The sequence below is a fragment of the Paenibacillus sp. NPDC056722 genome, assembly GCF_042790635.1.
GTDB lineage: Bacteria > Bacillota > Bacilli > Paenibacillales > Paenibacillaceae > Paenibacillus_AQ > Paenibacillus_AQ agri.
Genome location: NZ_JBHTYV010000008.1, coordinates 171,720 through 192,032 on the forward strand (window position 1 = coordinate 171,720; position 20,313 = coordinate 192,032).

18 protein-coding genes are annotated in these 20,313 nt (G+C 48.8%); 6 read left to right on the top strand and 12 right to left on the bottom strand.

Annotated elements, in window-relative coordinates; translation table 11 throughout:
* Positions 1-17: 17 nt before the first annotated feature.
* From ACFRAM_RS19685 to ACFRAM_RS19695, 3 genes are all read right to left on the bottom strand, one after another.
* Positions 18-950, bottom strand: a complete 933-nt coding sequence (locus ACFRAM_RS19685) for a manganese-dependent inorganic pyrophosphatase (protein WP_175373866.1) — start codon at positions 948-950, stop codon at positions 18-20.
* A gap of 111 nt (positions 951-1,061) precedes the next feature.
* Entirely contained in the window at positions 1,062-1,877 is an 816-nt protein-coding gene (locus tag ACFRAM_RS19690; protein ID WP_379467302.1) for an AAC(3) family N-acetyltransferase, read from the bottom strand.
* 51 nt (positions 1,878-1,928) lie between these two features.
* Positions 1,929-2,636, bottom strand: a complete 708-nt coding sequence (locus ACFRAM_RS19695; protein WP_379467303.1) for a YjjG family noncanonical pyrimidine nucleotidase — start codon at positions 2,634-2,636, stop codon at positions 1,929-1,931.
* A gap of 181 nt (positions 2,637-2,817) precedes the next feature.
* Here ACFRAM_RS19695 and ACFRAM_RS19700 point away from each other — a divergent pair, with 181 nt between their 5' ends.
* On the top strand, positions 2,818-3,786 hold the full coding sequence (locus tag ACFRAM_RS19700; RefSeq protein ID WP_376767059.1) for an MraY family glycosyltransferase: 969 nt from the start codon (positions 2,818-2,820) through the stop codon (positions 3,784-3,786).
* Between the two features lie 117 nt (positions 3,787-3,903).
* On the opposite strand, the gene ACFRAM_RS19705 is transcribed toward ACFRAM_RS19700, so the two are convergent.
* The 7 genes from ACFRAM_RS19705 to ACFRAM_RS19735 all read right to left on the bottom strand — a co-directional run bounded on the left by ACFRAM_RS19705 (position 3,904) and on the right by ACFRAM_RS19735 (position 11,788).
* Complete coding sequence (locus ACFRAM_RS19705; RefSeq protein ID WP_379467304.1) at positions 3,904-4,425, bottom strand: mismatch-specific DNA-glycosylase; 522 nt, start codon at positions 4,423-4,425, stop codon at positions 3,904-3,906.
* 33 nt (positions 4,426-4,458) lie between these two features.
* Positions 4,459-6,489, bottom strand: coding sequence for a DUF6449 domain-containing protein (locus ACFRAM_RS19710; protein WP_379467305.1), 2,031 nt, complete (start codon positions 6,487-6,489; stop codon positions 4,459-4,461).
* Entirely contained in the window at positions 6,464-7,366 is a 903-nt protein-coding gene (locus tag ACFRAM_RS19715; protein ID WP_379467414.1) for an ABC transporter ATP-binding protein, read from the bottom strand. Before ACFRAM_RS19715 ends, ACFRAM_RS19710 begins: the two co-directional genes overlap by 26 nt.
* Before the next feature lie 263 nt (positions 7,367-7,629).
* Positions 7,630-8,370 carry an amino acid ABC transporter ATP-binding protein gene (locus ACFRAM_RS19720; RefSeq protein ID WP_379467306.1) on the bottom strand — a complete coding sequence of 247 codons (741 nt, stop codon included), beginning with the start codon at positions 8,368-8,370 and terminating at the stop codon, positions 7,630-7,632.
* 15 nt (positions 8,371-8,385) lie between these two features.
* Entirely contained in the window at positions 8,386-9,045 is a 660-nt protein-coding gene (locus ACFRAM_RS19725; protein WP_379467307.1) for an amino acid ABC transporter permease, read from the bottom strand.
* A gap of 16 nt (positions 9,046-9,061) precedes the next feature.
* A complete protein-coding gene (locus ACFRAM_RS19730) occupies positions 9,062-9,838 on the bottom strand; it encodes an amino acid ABC transporter substrate-binding protein (protein ID WP_379467308.1) in 777 nt (258 codons plus the stop codon).
* A 255-nt stretch (positions 9,839-10,093) separates the two neighbouring features.
* A complete protein-coding gene (locus tag ACFRAM_RS19735) occupies positions 10,094-11,788 on the bottom strand; it encodes an MFS transporter (RefSeq protein WP_379467309.1) in 1,695 nt (564 codons plus the stop codon).
* A gap of 154 nt (positions 11,789-11,942) precedes the next feature.
* On the opposite strand from ACFRAM_RS19735, the gene ACFRAM_RS19740 reads away from it, so the two are divergent.
* Positions 11,943-12,560 carry a TetR/AcrR family transcriptional regulator gene (locus ACFRAM_RS19740; protein WP_379467310.1) on the top strand — a complete coding sequence of 206 codons (618 nt, stop codon included), beginning with the start codon at positions 11,943-11,945 and terminating at the stop codon, positions 12,558-12,560.
* Positions 12,561-12,642: 82 nt separating this feature from the next.
* On the opposite strand, the gene ACFRAM_RS19745 is transcribed toward ACFRAM_RS19740, so the two are convergent.
* Positions 12,643-13,797 carry a polysaccharide deacetylase family protein gene (locus ACFRAM_RS19745; RefSeq protein ID WP_379467311.1) on the bottom strand — a complete coding sequence of 385 codons (1,155 nt, stop codon included), beginning with the start codon at positions 13,795-13,797 and terminating at the stop codon, positions 12,643-12,645.
* Positions 13,798-14,286: 489 nt separating this feature from the next.
* On the opposite strand from ACFRAM_RS19745, the gene qoxA reads away from it, so the two are divergent.
* From qoxA to qoxD, 4 genes are read left to right on the top strand one after another with little or no spacing between them, the layout of a single operon-like run.
* A complete protein-coding gene (qoxA, locus tag ACFRAM_RS19750) occupies positions 14,287-15,288 on the top strand; it encodes a cytochrome aa3 quinol oxidase subunit II (RefSeq protein WP_379467312.1) in 1,002 nt (333 codons plus the stop codon).
* 41 nt (positions 15,289-15,329) lie between these two features.
* Positions 15,330-17,273, top strand: coding sequence for a cytochrome aa3 quinol oxidase subunit I (qoxB, locus tag ACFRAM_RS19755; RefSeq protein WP_066377162.1), 1,944 nt, complete (start codon positions 15,330-15,332; stop codon positions 17,271-17,273).
* Entirely contained in the window at positions 17,270-17,866 is a 597-nt protein-coding gene (qoxC, locus tag ACFRAM_RS19760) for a cytochrome aa3 quinol oxidase subunit III (RefSeq protein ID WP_175373855.1), read from the top strand. The genes qoxB and qoxC overlap by 4 nt, the downstream gene beginning before the upstream one ends.
* Before the next feature lies 1 nt (position 17,867).
* Positions 17,868-18,161, top strand: coding sequence for a cytochrome aa3 quinol oxidase subunit IV (gene qoxD / locus ACFRAM_RS19765; protein ID WP_175373854.1), 294 nt, complete (start codon positions 17,868-17,870; stop codon positions 18,159-18,161).
* Between the two features lie 212 nt (positions 18,162-18,373).
* Here the strand turns inward: qoxD and ACFRAM_RS19770 are convergent, their stop codons facing one another.
* Positions 18,374-20,083 carry a methyl-accepting chemotaxis protein gene (locus ACFRAM_RS19770; RefSeq protein ID WP_379467313.1) on the bottom strand — a complete coding sequence of 570 codons (1,710 nt, stop codon included), beginning with the start codon at positions 20,081-20,083 and terminating at the stop codon, positions 18,374-18,376.
* Positions 20,084-20,313 lie beyond the last annotated feature (230 nt).

Here is a 20,313-nt window from a genome sequence, read left to right on the forward strand (position 1 = left end):
TGTATGGCTAAAGCTTCCTACAGCTTGGCAATCGCCTCTGTCAGCACAGGTACGATTTGCGATTTGCGGGAAACAACGCCCTTCAGAACAGCTTTATTGTCATCCAGCTTCACATTGTAAGCTTGTTCTACAGCACCAGCTACGCGGCCTAGAGCTAGCCCAATGGAATCGTTGTTCAGGATATCCGTAACCACGAACAGGAACAGATCGAGCCCCTTTTCGTCAATAATAGCGGTCAGTGCAGTTTCCAGCTCAGCTTGACGGGAAAGGACATCATTGGTGTCAACCGCATTCACTTGTGCGATTTCGACTTTATATTCACCCATCTTAAATTCCTTGGCATCCAGAGAGATCAGTTGGGCAATGCTCTTGTCACTAAGGTCTGCGCCAGCCTTCAACATGTCGAGGCCGTAGCTTTCTGCATCCACACCGGCGATTTCAGCCAGCTCACGGGCTGCAGCTACATCTTCAGCCGTGCAAGTAGGAGATTTGAACAACAGAGAATCGGAAATAATGGCAGACAGCATCAGACCAGCAATTTCCTTTGGAATGGCAACACCGTTTTCTTTGTACAGCTTGTTGAGGATGGTCGCTGTACAACCCACTGGCTCTGCACGGTAGTAGAGCGGATGTGCAGTCTCAAAGTTGGCGATCCGGTGGTGGTCGATAACTTCGACAACGCGCACTTGATCGATATCGTTCGCGCTTTGCTGACGTTCGTTGTGGTCAACCAGAATAACCTGTTTAGCTTCGGTAGCAACATTCTCCACCAGACGAGGAGCCTGCACTCCGAAATGATCCAGCGCAAACTGAGTTTCGCCATTAACCTCTCCAAGACGAACCGGCTCAGCATCCCAGCCCAGTTCTTTCTTCAGTGCAGCATAGGCAATTGCCGAACAGATTGTATCCGTGTCCGGATTTTTGTGTCCAAAGACCAATGTTTTTTCCATTTCCAATCTCCTTACTTTGGTTTATGTGAGATTAATATACCATACAATGGTAGGGACTAGCCAGTTGGTTTCCCTGACCGAAACGGACGAGCAAAATTTTTTTCACGGGATCTAACGGTACACTGGTTGTGTACGTTTGGTCTTAGGCAGGGGCAAGGGCTTGTCCTCCCCGTTCAGCGGCTCGTTGTCCGAGAAGAGGTCCGGCTCCTCACGCAGCATTCGGCTCAGCAGTTCCGTAGTCTCCACGGTTCCACACACCATCACCGCGGCATCACCAAAACTTCCTCTACGCAGGGCCCCTCCGTCTTCGAGCACCCCCTCCACCTTCCAGAAATGCTCCGACCAGGATAGGCCACAGTGCCTGCGGGAAGGTACGGCGATTCTCTCACCGCCGGGCGTCACAGTGATTAGATCCTCATGATCATCAGTCATCCGGCCCGGAATATCCAGCCATTCCTCGATACCGTGAATGAATGTGTTGCGCCGCAGGTCTACGCCCAGCAGCATAATATCCGCCTCACGGTCCAGCAGCCTGCCCCAGGCAGAGCCGCGGGCGCAAGGCGTATCCCACCGCTCATCCCCGGCGGTGAACTCAGCCGAGTCCGTACCCAGCGCCGCAACGGAGTGGGTGGGATGCCAGGAACGAATTACGCCGGGACGCTTGCGGAACAATTCCGGCAATACACCGACGCAGGACGGCGAATCTGCAACAGAGAAATGCGGATTCTCAGCGTTAATATATGCCCATGTATGGGTGGGCAATACTAGCAGCCCGTCCGTCATATATTCACTCAAGGCATCCAGGACGGTGTCGGCACCGCCCTCAACCTGCCCGATGCTTTTCAAGGATGAATGCACCAGAACGGTTCCCCGCGGGTCAATTCCGAGCATCTGCAGCTGCTTCATCAAACTTTCTTTCGTATGCAATTCGCTTCCCTCCTTGTCTTCCGGGCCTCAGCCTCAGTCATGAACCGTCCGCTAGAGGATCGCAGGCGTCTCGCCATGCCCGACAATCGCCAGCAGCTCCGATAGATCGCTGATTTCGAATTTGGGCTTGATGCCTAGAGTATTAGGCTTATTCAGCGGGTTGAACCAACAGGTATCAATACCGTAATTAATGCCGCCCTGGATGTCGGAGGTCAGAGAATCCCCAACAATCAGTACCGATGCCTTATCTGTAATGCCAAGCTTGGTAAAAGCGTAATCGAAAATACCAGTCTCCGGCTTCTGACATCCGGCCTCTTCGGAGATAATGATCTGCTCAAAAACATTGTTGAGCGGCGAACCCTGAATTCTGGACGTCTGCACCTCTTTATAACCGTTCGTGATAATCGCCAGACGGCAGTCTCCAAGTGCCTCGCACAGTTCCACCGCTCCCTGGATCAGAAAAGTCCCTTCTCCCAGATAGCGCAGGTACGCTTCACTGAACGCCTCCGGGTCAAGGGCCAGGCTATGAGCAGTGAACAGCCGATTGAAACGCTCTACCCGCAGCGCCGCAGCGCTGATTTCTCCCCGCTCCAGATCCTTCCACAGCGCATGATTGATCTCCTGGTAGCTAGCCGCATAATCCTGTGCTCCGGTCGGCAGACCGAAATGAGCAAAGGTATGACTCAGCGCATGGCTTTCTGCCATCCCGTAGTCATATAACGTATCATCCGCATCGAATAAAATAACCTCGTAGTTCATAAAGTCCTCCCGAAAACGTCTTTTCCCAAAGGTACTATAGGGTTCTGGGCAAGTCAATGACGGGGGTCCTGGACAAAATTCTAACGTAACAAAAAATGTCAAATGAAGCATATAATCGACAACCTGTCCCTTTTTACGGTATACTTCGAAAAGATGGGTGTTTTCAAAATAATCAACGGTGGTGAGCGTTATTTTATACGTTTTTTCGTTTCTGGTGTCGTTTCTCATCGTCTATTTTTTGATTCCTCCGCTGGGCAGGCTGGCTTTCAGGCTTGATTTTGTGGACAAGCCAAGAAAAGATGTTGAACGCAAAATACATAGAGAGCCTATTCCACTTACTGCCAGCTACGCTATTTTCCTTGGATTCTTCATTACTTACTTAGCATTTGCCCGTGAATTCAACATGGAGACCGTCGCCTTGTTCGCAGGAGGCGTTCTGCTTCTGACCATAGGAACAATAGACGACTGGTACAAGACCAAAGGCAAGGATTTCCCTGCACTGCCTAAGCTGTTGGTTCAGGTCACCGCAGCCATTCTGGTCTACCTGTCCGGTAATGCCTTTACCGGCTTCTACAATCCATTCTCCGGCGATTATATCGTTCTGCCGGTGATCCTGCAGTTCCTGCTGACGATCCTTTGGATCTTCGGCGTGACGACCGTAATTAATTTCTCGGACGGTATGGATGGACTGGCCGGTGCGCTGACAACCATCTCGGCCATCACCCTATTCGTAGTGGCCCTGGCTAAAGGTCAATCATCTTCTGCCATCATGGCCATCGCGCTGGTGGGCGTTACACTGGCTTATCTGCGCTATAACAAGCCGCCAGCCAAAATCTTTATGGGTGATGCCGGGGCCACCTTCCTCGGTTTCATACTGGCCGTGATTGCGCTGGACGGTGCCTTCAAGCAGGCGACTGTGCTCTCGATCTTTATCCCGATCCTGGCGCTGGGCGTACCCATCTTCGACAACATTTTTGTTGTCATTCGCCGTCTCATCCAGGGTAAGGCCATTTATGAAGCAGATGCCACTCAGGTTCACTACCGCCTGCTCCGGGCAGGGCTGAACCAGAAGCAGGTTGTTGCTGTGCTGTGCCTGATCAGCATCTGCCTGTCGCTGTCATCCATCATTCTGCTGCTGATCCAGACTTAAGGCCGCAGTTGCCTTCCCTGGTACCCAGGGAAGAACATTAGATCTGAGACAAAGCAGCCCATCTCCAATTTCGGAGATGGGCTGCTTTTTTAACATTGATTGGCTGACCTTTAACATTCAGTCTTCGTTCTCTTCCGTGAACTGGGACAACTCCCGGTAGATGCCAACGATCTCATGCATCGGCATCCGCACCAGACCACTGGAAGACGGGGCCACGAATTCCCGCACCCCATCGACAACCGGCTCCACAGTATCCTGGAAGCCCCAATCCACTTTACTTCTACGGGTAAACTCCGTGTACACACCTTTGCCGACAAAGCAGGCAACCTTCGGCCTGTACTTCTCCAGTTTGGCCCGCAGCAGCTTCCGGCCTGCAACGTATTCCTCGCGGGCAATGTCCTCGACTCCACGCGTAGGCCGGGCAACAATATTCGTAAAACCGTATCCAAGCTTCAATAGCTCCCCGTCCTCGGAGGCATCATATAATCTTGGTGTCAGTCCCGACTGATGCAAAATCCGCCAGAAATTGTTGCGGGGATTGGCATAGTGATGACCCACCTCTCCCGATCGCAGACTCGGGTTGAACCCGATAAACAGGATCTGCAGTCCATCATCCAGATGGTCGGCAATTTCATTCATCAAGCACTCCTCCTTGATCAGCGAGCTATGATTTTATCGAAGCAGTTTCTTTAATTCTGGCGACAGATCGTCCGCTTCAATCAGTACATATTCCGGTGAACCATCTTCATAATTCTTTTTAACCAGATAAGTGCCCTTGCGGATCACATACTTCTTCTGGTATTTCAGAACGTCTGTAATTTGGTCCTTGTCTTGGGTTACCACAGAGCGATTTTGCTTGCGGGCAATTCCCAAGTATTGCTCAGGGTCGTAATAGTACGAACGGTCACCCTGAAGGATTTTTGGTTCAAAGGCAGCGATCTCCACAGAGGCAATATTTTTGGCCGTTATCATAATTTTGTCGGAATAACCTTTGTCCGCCAGCCAGTTCAGCAGCCTGTGATAGGAGGGTAGTATGCTATAGCTGTAAAAAGAGATCACGTTCCTGTCTTCCATCGTTATCGGAATATCGACATCCGCAAGCGGAACATCGTCACCAATCTGATCGGCATACGACATATCCAAAATTTCTTGACGTAAAAGTGCCTTGAATTCGTTGATCTCCGCAGAATGGGTAAGGACGACTACGCCCTCCCTTGTGCTAATATTCATAGTCTTCACGTCATGCTCAAGCTGTGACAAGACATACTCCGACTTCTTGTAGCCTGCTGTCTCCATGATTGCTCTCAGCTCCGGCTCGAAGCCGGCAACAGGCACCTGATATTGCCTGGTCAAAGTGTGTCCGTTCGTCATTCGGTATACAATGCTCATGCTGCGCACTCTGGAATCCTTATAGAAAGACTTCCCGGTGGGCACTGCAGGACGGATTACGGAGAGTGTACTGTGTAGTTTTTGAACAGCCCTGATATAATCCTTGTCACCTGAGAACGGATCGACTTTACTGAACGGACTATACGCCTCGTAGGGATTCGTTGAGCTCTCCTTCTGAGTGTACAGATTATACAAACTTCCGGCATACACCTGAGTTATTTCCCCTTCATCCGGCACTCTAGCTTCATATCCCGTCCAACCGGAGACAGGGATATAGAGCAGCAAACTCAACAGCAAAGTATAGATCGCAAAGTCGAGCGGAATTTTGCGGTTCATGATATGCCAGGTTTTACGAATAACCATCTCAGATAAAATATAGCCGACTACTGCTCCAATCGCATAACCTCCGAAAGTCCAGGCCAGTCTGCCGCTCATATTAATGGAAAAATAGTTTCCGGCGATCAGCATGCAGCACAGCATCACTCCCGCTTTGAAGAGCGGATTGAAATAAGTAAAGGCGATCGCCTGACCGGCCATCTCGACATGACGCTTCCGGTACAGCAAGTAACTCAAGGCCACGACGACAACAGTCAGTCCGACATATACACATAATTCACTGACCTCGAACGCCTGGTTGCTTACAGAGAAAAGATGCACAAGGGGCGACCAGAGATCACTACGGATGCTATTGGTATAAATTCCGTATGGATATCCATACAGATACAAAGAAAAATAATATGAGATCAGTTGCATCAGCATGTAGGGCAGTATAAGTAATACAAAGCTTGCAATTCCCTGGAGAACGGTTTGTCCTGTACAAATTCCTACAAAGACACTAAAACAAAACAGGAAAATGGATAGAACGCTGACTGCAATAGCCCATGTCCAGATATCCTTGCCTGTAAAATCATAGAGATCTCCGGTCCACGGCCGGGTGATCGCCGTTATGGCTGCACAGAGCCAAACCGGTACAAGCACCAGCACGATCCCACTTCCCAAATGAGAGGTCAGAAGATGCTCCCTGCGCAGTGGTAAGCTATGCATTAGATCAGCAGGAGCCTTAACCTGAAGATAACGGAATAACATAAGCCCCGCAGACAAGGGAATAAGGACAATCAGCATCCCTTGCATCCCGTCACCAAGCTGAAATAGACTCGTGACCTTTTGATTGAACAGACTGGGGTTACCGGTCATGAACATTTGCAGCGGTACCGCAAAAATCAAGCCAAGTGTATAGATGATGCCGATCCAACCGTATTGCCGGAAATTCTGGCGGATCAGCGCAAGATTAAAGAAGCAGCGGGCGCGTGTCATACCCGGCATCCCCCATTTCATAGATAAAGATTTCTTCCAGCGTCAGCGGCAGAAGATCAAACACATAAGGCTGATAAATCCCGAAGGCTGCCGTAATCCGCTCACGGTCGCCTCGGACAATAAGCAGGCTGACACTGCCTCTGACTTCACGGTGCAGTACCTGCAGCTTGGACGATATCGCTCGTTCATGCCGTTCGTCACGGAACGCGACCTGAACCTTGTGCGTATCTGCCTTGAGATCATTGAGATCCATCTCGACCCGCATCTTACCGCCATGCATAATACCAACAGGGCCGCATATGTCTTCGATTTCATGGAGATTATGTGAGGAAATCAGGACCGTCAGTTGCCGCTCGGCCACTTCTTGAAAGAGCAGATTCTTGATTTGGCGCCGCATCACGGGGTCCAGTCCGTCATGCGGCTCATCCATCACCAGCACATCAGGCATGCAGGCGAGGCTCAGCCAGAATGCAGCCTGCCGCTGCATTCCCTTGGAGAAGCGGCTTAGTTTGCGGCTCGTGTCCAGCCGAAACACATCACCGAGCTGCTCAAACTGTGCCTGATTCCAGCGCGGATACACCGAGCGATAAAAATTGGCCATACTTTTGATCGTTGACTGCGGAAAGAAGGCGGGGCTATCCGGTATAAATATAATCCGCTGCTTGACCTCCGGCCGCTCAAAGATAGGTTCACCGTCCATCTTAACGGTTCCGGATTCCGGCTGAATGATACCGGCAAGTATCTTCAGCAACGTGGTTTTACCTGCGCCATTGGAACCTAGTAACCCGTAAATCTTGCCTTTATGTACAGTCAGGGAAATGCCATCAACGGCGACTTCACCGCGAAAAGACTTTCTGACTCCCCGTATCTCTAGCACTTCGCTGTCTCCCTTCGAGCTTCTGTTGTGCCCATTGTCCATCATTCATTATTCCCCTGCTGCCCCGGTCGTATAAAATTAAATGCTGCACCAGCAGCCGTTTAATCTGTATCCACATGTATGAACTGTACTATAATTATTGTTACGGCCCTAACAACTGTCAATGAAAAAAGCGCATAGAAGTCTATGCACTTTTTCCCATTGTTCACTATTCTTTTTAATTTTTTTACTGTGAAGAAATGTATAACACCAGTTTATTCATGCTAGAGTTTGAGAAAAGAACGGGTCCGCGCAAGCTTCGGGCTGCCAAAAATCTGCTCCGGGGTCCCCGACTCGGCAATCTCTCCCTTGTCCATAAAGATAATCCGGTCGGCCACATCGCGAGCAAAGTTCATCTCATGGGTAACGATGATCATCGTCATCTTCTCCTCCGCCAGCTGGCGGATGACCCGCAGTACCTCTCCCGTCAGCTCCGGGTCCAGTGCCGAGGTCGGCTCATCAAAAAGCAGGATGTCCGGATTCAGCATCAGCGCCCTGGCAATCGCCACCCGCTGCTTCTGTCCCCCGGACAGCATCGAAGGATAGGCGTCGGCCTTGTCAGCAAGGCCCACCTTGGATAATAGATCCTTGCTTCTCGCTGTGATCTCCGAACTGCTCTCCCGCTTCAGCGTCCGCGGAGCCAGCTCCAGATTCCCCCGCACTGTCAGATGCGGGAACAGGTTAAAATGCTGGAACACCATGCCCATCTTGGACGTAATTTCCTTGATCTGGGCATGCCCGGCGTAGCTGCCGTTGTCTACCAGCGCCTGGCCCTGAATGATGATGCTCCCGCCATTAACCTCCTCCAGATGCACTAAACTGCGCAGCATCGTGCTTTTCCCGGAGCCGGACGGGCCGATCACCGCCACCGTCTCTCCCGGATCTACGGCGAACGTCACCTTTTTCAGCACCTCAAGCTTGCCAAATGATTTTTGCAGTTCTTTTACTTCGATCATACTGCTCATAGATGGACATTCCCTTTACTCGAATTTGAAACGCTTCTCCAGCGTCTTAAGGAATAACGTTAATACCAACGTCATCAGCAGATAAATCACGCCTGCCACCACAAACGGGGTCACCGTAAAATCACGGTTCACCGCTGTCTTAGCATAGTTCAGCAATTCCGGAACCGCTACGGCATACAGTAGCGCCGTATCTTTGACCAGTGAGATGGACTCATTCGCCACCGCAGGCAGTGCGACCCGGAACATCTGCGCAAGAATGACCTTACGCAGGGTCTGCCATTTGCTGAGCCCCAGCACTTTAGAAGCTTCATACTGCCCCTTGTCGATGGACAATAGCCCACCGCGGAATATCTCAGCAAAGTAAGCGCCATAATTAAGGATAAAACCGAGGCTCGCCGCCGTAAAACGATCCATGACCAGATACTCGCCGATGACGGGAATCTGCGGTAGACCGAAGCAGAAGAAAAGCAACTGTAGCAACAGCGGTGTTCCGCGCATGACATAGATATAGCTGTTAGCAATCCAGGCCAGCGGCTTCATCGTGCTTTTCGCCATCAGCGTTACTACAAATCCCAGCGGGATGGACAGCACAATTACAATCAGAAAGAGCAGAATCGTTGTCCGCGCGCCCTCCAGCATAGGCCCGGCGATTTTAATTATATAATCGAGACTCATTGTACCCGCTCCCTGCCTAGTTTAGCACCTTGTTCTCTCCAAACCACTTGGTGGAAATCTCAGCTGCTGTTCCATCACTGTTCATCGTATCAAGCGCCTTTTGCAGCTCGTTTAGCAGCTCTTCATTCCCCTTCTTGATACCTACCCCATATTGCTCTGGTGCTAAAGATTCATCCAGCAGCTTGAAGGTGCCGGGTTCTTTGGACATATAATATCTGGCTACAACCTCGTCAATGACTACGCCGGCCAGACGCGAAGTTTTGAGATCCGTGAGGGCCAGGACATTGTCCGGAAATTCGGAAATGCCTGCAACCTTATCCTTAATTGGGTTGGCATCCAAGGCATCCGCTGCAGAGGACAGGCTTTGCAGACCGATTTCCTTGCCGGCCAGATCTTCCAGCTTAGACAGTGGTGAAGAAGCCAGCACTACAACAACCTGACTGTTCTCCAGATATGGCTTTGTGAATAATACCTTCTCTTTACGCTCATCCGTGATCGTATAACCGTTCCAGATCATATCAATGCGTCCGCTGTTCAGCTCCGATTCCTTGGCCGACCAGTCGATTGGCTGGAAGGTGACTTCCTTGCCCATTTTTTCAGCAGCCGCTCTTGCATAATCAATGTCAAAACCAACAATTTCATTCGCATCATCCCGGAAGCCCATCGGTGCGAATTTATCATCAATCCCGATCACCAGCTTGCCGCTATCCGCTTTACCATTCGACGAGGTGCAGCCCGCCAAGAGCAGAATCGCTGCCATCGCTGTTACCATCCATAATCCCATTTTCTTCATCTTTGTTCTCCCCCTAGTAAATGAAAGCATCTCTCCGCTTTAATTCGTTAATACGTTATTAGAGTATCATGATAACATAGCCTATGAATGTCGTCGATAGAGTTGGGCCCCCGATCTGTGTCAAAAAAGAAAAAGCAGTGCCGCGATCCGCCGAGGAAGGGTGCACTGCTTTTATATATAAGATGAACTTAAGATCTGGATGTAAGGCTCGGTCCTCATTTCGGTGGTATGTTTGGGCTTCCGTGTGTATAACTCCTAAAGTTCGTTTCCAAGAGGCTCCTCATTCAGCACGATGCGCTTCCTCCGTTGATCGCTGAACAAGGCAAAGACGATGCCTGGAAGCAGCAGAATACTCGCAAAAGCATAGGTTCGACTGAAGGCCTCCACTGACGCATCTCGCAACCCACCTTCCGCCTGCTTCATCAGGACTTGAATTTCACTTAACTGGCGCTGCTGGTCAGCCTTGAAGGCAGATCGTTCTTCCTCAGGCAATGCTAAGACGGCCTTCTCCAGATCATTGTTAAGCCTTTGTGATATTTCACCACCCGCTGCTCTATTGGATGCGGCAACACTGCCTGCTTTAACCATAGCGCCGAGCTCTTCCCCAAGCCTTTGCTTCACGATCGGCTGTAATACAGCATTCTCACGAATAGATTGCGCAGCATGCTCAGCAGCCGCCCCGATCCTATCATTGAAATTTTGTTGCAACACCGTCACGATGATGGCTACACCCAACACACTCCCAAGGGCTTTCGTCATATTCGTTATTCCCGATGAGATCCCCACCTTCTCTTCGGGGACATTGCGGATGGCGGAAGACATGACAGGAGCCATAACTAGCCCCATTCCCAGCCCGGCGATACCAAGCGTAATTAGCACTTGCGACAGTGAAGCCTCCCCCTGAAGACCGCTCAAAGCATACGTAGCCCCGGTCATCACGGTTACGCCTGCAGCTGCGAACCAGCGGCTTCCATATTTACTCGACAGTGGTCCGGAAACCCCTGAACTCAAGATCGACCCCAGCGCAATCACAGACAAGACCAGACCCGCCTTCAATTCTGTCATCCCCATAATACGAGTCAGGAAAAAGGAAGTAAGCAGAGAGAGATTCATAAGTCCCGCCCCGACAATCAATAAAGACAGCGCCGCTCCATTAAATGGACGTATTCTAAACAGCGACAACGGCATCATCGGTTCCTTTCCCTTCCATTGAGTTACAAAGAAGAAGAGCAGTACCAAAACACCTGAGGTTAAAAGGCCATAGAATGCACCCGACTGCCAGCCATAATCCTGGACTTTAATTAATGCATACGTAATTAAAAACATACCTACCGAAATCCCTGCCATCCCCGCAAAATCAAGTGTGCGTCCAGCCGAGCTGTCTCTGGATTCATTGATAAAGATAAGAACAAGAATGATACTGAGAATGCCTAACGGCACATTCACCCAGAATATCCATTCCCAGTTCAATTTCTCTGTAAGAATGCCGCCAAGGGCCGGGCCGCTCGCCGCCGCCAGACCGCCTACCGCACCCCAAATCCCGATGATCAATCCATGCATCTCCTTGGGGAAGGTTGTCGTCGTCAGCGGAATCGTAACCGGCACAATAATTGCTCCGGCCAACCCCTGAATGACTCTCAGCACAATCAGCATCTCTAACGAAGAAGAGAATCCAGCGAACAATGAAGCTGCAGTAAAGACGAATATTCCAATCAAAAACAACCTTCTGCGGCCAAATTGATCGGCCAAGCGCGATGCTGTGAGGATAAGCGCCGCAAAAGCCAGATTGTATCCATTCATTACCCATGAAATTTGCGAGACAGTCCCTCCGAAATGCTTCGTCATCTCTGGCAAAGCAACGTTAATAATCGTCGTGTCCAACAACGCCATAAAAAATCCCAATACGATAGCTGTAAAAGAAAAAATCCTTTTTGTTCGTACACTCATCATCCTCATCCCTCCAAATAACTGAACTTTAGTTCACATTTTAGATTATATGAACTAAAGTTCATGTTTGTCAACGAAAATTGAACCATAGTTCAACTTTCGTTGACACGCTAATTTCCCTCTACTACAATCGTTATAACAGGAGGGAATATACGCTATGAAGGACACAGACGATAAAACAAGAACGCCCCAGCAGGACCGGAGCATCAAAACCAAACAAGCCATTGTTACAGCAGCTATGGAGCTGTTTTCAAATAAGGGGTACCATCAGACTAATACCAAGCAAATAGCCGCCGCTGCAGGCGTTTCTACAGGAAGTTTCTACTCTTATTTCACAGATAAGAAGGCTGTGTTTATAGAAGTGCTGAAGTATTATAACGAAGCACTTCTGAGTCGTGTCGATGCTTCCCTTGCGGAGATTAACCTCGACAATTCTGACAAAAAGGCAGTCATCAGCCACCTTGTCGATAGCCTTATTTTATCGCACCAGGTCTATACAGGATTCCATAAAGAATTGTCTATCATGCAGCTTAGTGATGATGAAATCAAGCGATTAATGGACGAGCAATATAGTGTGGGACGTCAGATAACACTCGGTTACTTACAGTTAGACAAGGAAGAGGTCAATGTCGCGGATGTAGAAGCGGCTGCCATAGTGGTGTTCGAATCCGTAAGCACGGTTGTGGATGCCGTCGTCTTTTCCAGCCGGAGCATCGCCGAAGAACGCTTAAAATCAGAGCTGGTCAATATGATTGCGAAATATTTATACGATTAATTGTTGTCATTGAATAGAAAAAAGGATGCTCCGCAGCCTACGTTCATGGCCGGGAACATCCTTATTTATTCCGAATTATTGTTTAACGATAGTCTTTCCAGAAGTTATGCGGCTGCATATCTTTGGTGATAATCTCGAAGTGATACCCTTCCTTCTTCAGCGTCTCCAGAATTTGCGGCAACACCTTCAGTGTGGCCTTCTGGTCATGCATCAGAATGATCGGGTTGCTCTGCGACTTCTTCAGATTATGAACCTGACTCATAACGGTGTTGTAGATTTTGGCGCTGTTCTCCTTGTACTTCCAGTCGTCCGAGTCTACATTCCAGTCCCAGAGGTGATACCCTTGCGTCAGAACCTTGTCTCTAAATGCATTGGTGAAATAAGGCTTACTGCCGTATGGCGGACGAATCAGGGAAGTACCAGTCCCAGTGATTTTCTTCAGGATGGCATTGTCGTTGTTCATTTCACCAAGAGCAGCGGCCGGGGAAGCGTAGAACTTCTCCTTACGGTGCGTCATTCCATGCAGGCCAAGACCATGGCCTTCCTTCGCAGTACGCTTAACCTGTTCAGGATAGGTGTTCATTTTCGGACCCAGCATGAAGAACGTCGCCTTCACCTTATACTTTGCCAGGATATCGAGCAGTTGCGTAGTGGTAGCCGACGGCCCATCATCAAAGGTCATGTATACCGTTGTTCCTGGCTTTCCTGAATTAACAGGCATAGTGGTACCGGACGTTGTTGGGGTCTGAGAGCCAGTCCCTGTCATCGGCTGCAATTCCTTCTTATACTGGCTAACAAATGCCGCATCATTAAGTTTGGCTGCACTGTTCTGTACTCTCAGTAAATATTGCTCCGGAACATAGGAAATAGTATACCCTAGGAGTGCTGATACTCGTACCGGAACCATGAGCTTGCCACCACGTAGAAAGGTATCCATCGCGACCTTGCTTCCATTATTCAGCGTAGCTGTAGCATGGTCGTTCAACAGCTTGAGCGAAGAGCCTCCGGCATTCACACTGATTCCATCAGACAGCCCGTTCAGCGTCCAGCCCAATTCCTGCGCCAAATCTCGCAGCGGAACATAATAAGTATCTTTTACAGATACAGCCTCGATTCCGGTCAGTTTATCATTAACCCCTAGCTTCAGGGCTTGCAAGCCAGCAGCCTCACTTTCATGAACCCATCCTAAACTTACAAAAAATGCAATGAATAATAGCAACAACTTTTTAGTAGACACCGGCAGGATCTCCCTATCTATGTATATTTTCTATTACTCTACCATAGATACATACAATGAAATTTGAGAGATTGTAACCAAGTGCATAAAAAGTTGTTACCAATTAGACACTATATTAAGTTCAGCGTATTTTTTCAAAAAATAGCGCAACTTTCGTCGAATCCTGTCACAGCAATAAAAAAGCGGTTAAAAACCGCATATTTGGAGCAAAATAATTGTGGCGAAATTAGTAACATTAGTGAATTATTGAACAAATTTCGAACAATTAAAAATATCCACAAAACAGCGTCACTACAGTGATCTATGTCACATCATTAGAGAGTTGTAACAATTCCAACACAAATATTTAACGAGATCGCCATATTTAAGGACGCAAATAGGAAAAATGATAAAATATGTCTTTTGCAATCTACCCTCGGACTTCTTACTATATATAGAGGTTAATGATTTCGGCTAAAGATGAAGAATTATTGAAGGAAGGAGTTCAACATGAACAAAAAAGGGCCGTTATACGCTTTGTTCCTCAGCCTGATTCTCCTCCTGCCGGGTTGCAGTTCCATAACTGTATTGAACCCGAAAGGTCCGGCTGCAAGAACGATCTCAGACACGATCATCCTCTCCATACTGGTGATGCTCGGCGTTCTGGCTGTTGTCTACATTTTATACATCTTTGTTATTGTGAAGTACCGAGCGAAAAAGAGCAACGAGGGGTACATTCCACCACATGAAGAGGGCAATAAATGGCTGGAGGCGATTTGGATCGCCATTCCAATCATCATTGTATCTTTCCTTTCTGTGGTAACTGTAAAATCAACAAGCGCTGTAGAGAACGTTGCTGCAGATTATAAAAACCAGAAACCGCTTGTGATTTACGCCTCATCCTCGAACTGGAAATGGCATTTCAGCTATCCGGAGGAAGGCATTGAAACCGTGAACTACGTGAACATTCCTGTTCACCGCGCTGTAGAGTTCAGACTGTACTCTTTCAGCAGTATCACCAGCTTCTGGGTTCCTCAGCTCGCAGGGCAAAAATATGCGATGAATGACATGCTCACAACCCTTCATCTTTCAGCTGACACCGTGGGTTCCTATCTCGGCAGAAACTCGAACTTTAGCGGTAAGGGCTTCGCCCACATGGAATTTGAAACACTCGTCATGCCACAGAAAGATTATGATGGTTGGGTAAAGGATGTTAAGGAAACCGCACAACCGCTGACAGAGGATGAATTCAAGACATTGCTGAAGACCGATTTTGTTGGACGCAAAACCTACTCCTCTAACCACTTAACCTTCAGTCCGCCTCCAGGCAACCATGGTGACCATATGAGCCATGACGGCATGGAAATGGATATGGATAACGGCAATATGGAGCATAAGGAGAACAAGAAAATTCACCCATCTCCGGCGCCTTCTAGTGAGACCATATTTGACGGCAAACCCGATACAGAGGTTCAGCCGGTAGACGAGAGTACACACGAAGGACACCACTAGGCTCTATTGCCAGTGTGAATACCTGAAAGGAGTCATCCCTAATGGATTTGGAAAAGTTTAAGGTTCACGGAGGGGTCCTAATCTACGGAGCTATGGTCAGTATTGCGCTGGCCACGCTGGCGATTATCATTGGACTCACCGTTTTCAAGAAGTGGGGCTACCTTTGGCGCGAATGGTTGACTACAGTTGACCATAAACGCATCGGGGTCATGTATATCCTGGCTGCCCTGCTGATGCTGTTCCGCGGCGGTATCGACGCGCTTATGATGCGTCTGCAGACCGCAGCACCAGAAATGAAATTTCTCGACGCACAGCACTATAACGAGGTCTTTACCACGCACGGTCTGATCATGATTCTCTTCATGGCCATGCCATTTATCATCGGTCTGATGAACGTTATCGTGCCGTTACAAATCGGCGCAAGAGACGTGGCATTCCCGCGTCTGAACGCTGTCAGCTTCTGGCTCTTCTTCTTCGGAGCGATGCTGCTGAACATCTCCTTTGTTATCGGGGGATCGCCGGATGCCGGCTGGTCCGCATACTTCCCGCTGGCAAGCATTGAATTCAGCCCAACGGTAGGTAACAACTACTACTCTCTAGCGCTGCAGATCTCTGGTATCGGTACAATGTTAACAGGGGTTAACTTCATCGTAACCATCCTGAAGATGCGTGCACCAGGCATGAAGTTGATGCGCATGCCAATGTTCACCTGGTCTGTTCTGATCACCAACGTTATCATCGTATTCGCCTTCCCGGTGCTTACGATAGCACTGGCGCTGATGATGTTCGACCGCTTGTTCGGCTCTCAATTCTTTACGATGGCCAACGGCGGTATGGATATGCTATGGGCCAACCTCTTCTGGGTATGGGGACACCCTGAGGTATATATCGTTATTTTGCCGGCCTTCGGTATTTATAGTGATATCATCTCTACCTTCTCCAAAAAGAACCTGTACGGATATACATCCATGGTTGCAAGTATGGTCGTTATCTCGCTACTGTCCTTCCTGGTATGGGCTCACCACTTCTATACCATGGGTCAAGGCGTAATGGTCAACAGCTTCTTCTCCATCACTACGATGGCGATTGCTGTACCGACAGGGGTTAAAATATTCAACTGGCTATTCACGCTCCGAAAAGGGCGAATAACCTTTACCACACCGATGCTCTACACCTTAGCGTTTATTCCGATCTTTACAATCGGTGGGGTTACAGGCGTCATGCTGGCAATGGCCAGCGCCGACTATCAGTACCACAACACCATGTTCCTGGTAGCGCATTTCCACTACGTTCTGATTCCGGGTGCCGTGTTCGCCGTTATCGCAGGTTTCCATTACTGGTTCCCTAAAGTATTCGGCTTCCGCCTCAACGAACGTCTTGGCAAGCACGCCTTCTGGTGGATTATCATTTCCTTTAACGTCGCGTTCTTCCCACTGTTCATTCTTGGACTCATGGGTATGACCCGGCGGATGTACACCTACTCGGCAGAGACGGGCTTCGGTCCGCTTAATATGGTCTCCTTTGCAGGAGCACTTGGTCTGGCCATCGGGTTTGTCATTCTGGTCTACAATATCTACTGGAGTACTCGCTACATGCCACGGGATACCACTGGAGACCCATGGGATGCACGTACCCTTGAGTGGGCGACTAACAGCCCGATCCCGGCTTACAACTTTGCGGTTGTACCTACGGTAACAGACCGTGATGCATTCTGGGTATCCAAGCAGGAGAACATTCCTTTGTTCAAGGACGAAATCAAGAAGATTCATATGCCTAGCAATACTGGCAAACCATTCATCCTTGGTGTAATCTTCTTCTTCTTCGGATTCTTCATGGTATTCAGCATGTGGGTTCCGGCGATTGTTTCCGGAGTCGGCATTCTGATCACGCTTTGTGCGATGTCCTTCGACAGAGACCACGGATTCTATATTCCGGAGAAGGAAATTATCGCTACTGAAAAGAAACTGCGGGGTGAGACTGTATGAAAATAGATGCGTCCAAGCCGCTTGAATATTCAACAGAAGAGAACAGTAACAAGATTTTCGGCTTCTGGGTCTTCCTGGGAGCGGAAATCGCCCTCTTCGCTACATTGTTCACGGTTTACTTTGTACTTGTGGATCGCTTTGCCAGCGGTCCAAATGGCAGCGAGCTTTTTGAGATTGGTCCCGTACTGCTCGAAACATTCTTGCTCCTGACAAGCTCATTTACGATCGGTCTTGCCATTCATGCCATGCGGCATGGATACAAGAAGGCTATGATGTTCTTTTTCGGGATTACCCTGCTTATGGGTCTAGGCTTCCTTGCTATTGAGATTACGGAGTTCTTCACTTATGTTCATGAAGGGGCAACACTGCAAACCAGTGCCTTCCTGTCCAGTCTGTTCGTATTGCTCGGCACGCACGGTGCTCACGTAACCTTCGGGTTCCTGTGGGGAACAGCCATCCTGATTCAAATAAAGCGTCATGGCATCAACCCAGCTACAGCGAACAAGTCGTTTATCTTCTCCCTGTACTGGCACTTCCTGGACGTTGTCTGGATCTTTATCTTCAGCTACGTCTACCTGAAAGGACTGATGTGACATGATGAAGCAACTGTTTCCAATTCGCCATGTGCTGGGTTATATCGCCTCTCTCGTCCTTTCTGCCGCAGCGCTGGCTGTGATCTACCTGGATCTGTCCAGAGCAGCAAACTTGGTAATTCTGGCCGTTACGGCGATCATTCAAGCATCCCTGCAGCTCTTCCTGTTCATGCACATTGGGGAGTCGGCAGATACCAAGAAAGAACTTTATCTCAATATCGCCTATGCCTTGTTTGTCGGCCTGGTAACGATCTTCGGAACCTTATTCATCTTCGTATGGGGCTGGTACGCTTAATTCCTTCAGAAGGAATTGCGGTATAGTGTGATAGTTAACAAGGAGTGTCCCACAGGCCGTGAATGGCTTCTGGGGCACTCCTTTTGTTTGGTATAGGATAAAGATAAACAAAAAGCCGTGATTCCCCTTTGTGGAGAATCACGGCTTTAAATATCTCTTGCACCAATTATTCTTATATGAGCTTATACTCTATAACCTTTATGGCTTTTGACTTATAACTTAAAGCTCGCCAGACTCTTCTGCAGATCCTCTGCCAAGGTCGCCAGGTACTGGGCCGAGGCCGACATCTCCTCCATCGCTGACAGCTGTTCCTGACTGGCTGCGCTTGTCTCCTGAATGCCCCCAGCCCCTTTTTGCGAGATGGTATTCACCTGCTCCATAGATTCCGTAACGCCTTGGGACTCCCTAGAGATATGCCCAATCGATTCCCTGATCTCCTGCGTCTGCGAAGCAGCATCCTTTATAGAGCTTTGAATCTCGTCAAAGGCCCCGGAAACCAGCTTGCTTTGGCTTACACCGTGCGATACAATCAAAGACCCTTGCGCCATAGACTTTATTGCCAGCTCGGTCTGTTGCTGAATGTGTGTAATGATATCCGTGATCCTAAGAGAACTGCTACCAGTTGCTTCCGATAACTTCCGGATTTCTCCGGCGACAACTGCGAAGCCCCGGCCATGCTCGCCGGCTCTGGCTGCCTCGATGGAAGCATTGAGTGACAACAGGTTGGTCTGACTGGAAATAGCGTTGATTGTTGTAATAATGGTGCTGATTTCCTCGGACAGACGTCCAAGATTGGTAACGATCTCCTGGCTCTCCGCCACACTGGTATCAATCTGAACCATCTGATCGATAATTTCAGCTACCGCTTCCGCGCCGCGGTCTGTCGAGCCGGCAGCGACATCCATGAGCGATGCCATCTCATAGCTGCTGCGCTCTACCGCTGAAATATCCTCTGCCATGGACTGCACAGATTGCGCGGTACGGGTAATACTGCTAACCTGCTCATCAAATCCGATGGCAATCTCACTTGAAGTTTCGGCAATCATCTGTGAGGCATGAGCCGTCTGTGCGGCGCTGGCACTCATCTCTTCGGAAGAAGCAGATAGCATCTCGGCACTCTCCGAAACGGATTGCATCATCCTTCTCAGGCTGCCCACCATACTGTTGAAGGAGCGGCTGATAATACCGATCTCGTCTTTGGAATCATATACAGCCGTCGCTGTCAGGTCGCCTTCTTCCGCCCGCTTCATTAACCCTTGAAGCTGTTTGAGCGGCACAGTAATCAAGCGAGTAATAATTACACTAAGCGCAACGCTGATCAACATAATACTCGCAATTAGGATACCATTCAGCAGTTTAAAATTGCTTGCATTTACTGATGTAGAAGTTTTGTGAGCTTCGGCTTCTTTAAGCAGCAAATCTACCATATCATTCAGTATCGAAATCATTCGCTGCCGGGATTCACTAAACTCCTTCCCGTTGAACAAACGGTAGGCTTCGGCATTCAGGTTATTGTCGCCGAGATGAAGAATGTTCTCGCGCTGACTCCGGTAGTCTGGAAGCAAAGCAGAATACTCATTCATTTTAGCTGTGATTTCTTCATTGCTAAAAGTTACAGTCTTGAGTTCAGCAAATAGCTCATTATTCGTTTTCATCGTAGCTTGGATACTGTCTGACAGTTCCTTACTCTTTCCGTTTACTTCTGTAAGCATATTCTCCAGAAGAAAGGAATCAATCGCCCGTGAATTCCCACGGAGTTGGGTGACGATTGAGATCGGTATCAAATTCTCATCATAGGTTTCTTCGGAGCGTTCTGCCATCCGATCCGTGGTAATGATCCCCAGAATACCTACGGCAATCTGCATGCCAATGACAAGGATCATTAGCAATGTCATTTTTTGTTTCACTTTCAAATTTCTCATTATCCCATCCCGCCTTCTTGGTGACTAACTATCCTAATTATCGGCGAAAACCGTCAAATTCTTGATGTTATATTTGAATAATTTGTCGAATTTAAATATTAGTTGTCGGTTGGTGTCTATATAAAATTGAACTTAGGGATTTTCATGGGGTTAGGTCTGCATTGCGGAAAACGTTTGGACTTTCGGCCGCTGTTGTCTCCAGATTTCTTTAGATTGTACCGCTATTCGCA

Excerpts from the sequence above, each read along its gene's own strand:
- ACFRAM_RS19685 (WP_175373866.1), bottom strand. The coding sequence starts at position 950 with ATGGAAAAAACATTGGTCTTTGGACACAAAAATCCGGACACGGATACA.
- ACFRAM_RS19695 (WP_379467303.1), bottom strand. The coding sequence starts at position 2,636 with ATGAACTACGAGGTTATTTTATTCGATGCGGATGATACGTTATATGAC.
- ACFRAM_RS19705 (WP_379467304.1), bottom strand. The coding sequence starts at position 4,425 with ATGAATGAAATTGCCGACCATCTGGATGATGGACTGCAGATCCTGTTT.
- ACFRAM_RS19710 (WP_379467305.1), bottom strand. The coding sequence starts at position 6,489 with ATGACACGCGCCCGCTGCTTCTTTAATCTTGCGCTGATCCGCCAGAAT.
- ACFRAM_RS19720 (WP_379467306.1), bottom strand. The coding sequence starts at position 8,370 with ATGAGCAGTATGATCGAAGTAAAAGAACTGCAAAAATCATTTGGCAAG.
- ACFRAM_RS19725 (WP_379467307.1), bottom strand. The coding sequence starts at position 9,045 with ATGAGTCTCGATTATATAATTAAAATCGCCGGGCCTATGCTGGAGGGC.
- ACFRAM_RS19730 (WP_379467308.1), bottom strand. The coding sequence starts at position 9,838 with ATGAAGAAAATGGGATTATGGATGGTAACAGCGATGGCAGCGATTCTG.
- ACFRAM_RS19735 (WP_379467309.1), bottom strand. The coding sequence starts at position 11,788 with ATGATGAGTGTACGAACAAAAAGGATTTTTTCTTTTACAGCTATCGTA.
- ACFRAM_RS19740 (WP_379467310.1), top strand. The coding sequence starts at position 11,943 with ATGAAGGACACAGACGATAAAACAAGAACGCCCCAGCAGGACCGGAGC.
- qoxA (WP_379467312.1), top strand. The coding sequence starts at position 14,287 with ATGAACAAAAAAGGGCCGTTATACGCTTTGTTCCTCAGCCTGATTCTC.
- qoxB (WP_066377162.1), top strand. The coding sequence starts at position 15,330 with ATGGATTTGGAAAAGTTTAAGGTTCACGGAGGGGTCCTAATCTACGGA.
- qoxC (WP_175373855.1), top strand. The coding sequence starts at position 17,270 with ATGAAAATAGATGCGTCCAAGCCGCTTGAATATTCAACAGAAGAGAAC.
- qoxD (WP_175373854.1), top strand. The coding sequence starts at position 17,868 with ATGATGAAGCAACTGTTTCCAATTCGCCATGTGCTGGGTTATATCGCC.
- ACFRAM_RS19770 (WP_379467313.1), bottom strand. The coding sequence starts at position 20,083 with ATGAGAAATTTGAAAGTGAAACAAAAAATGACATTGCTAATGATCCTT.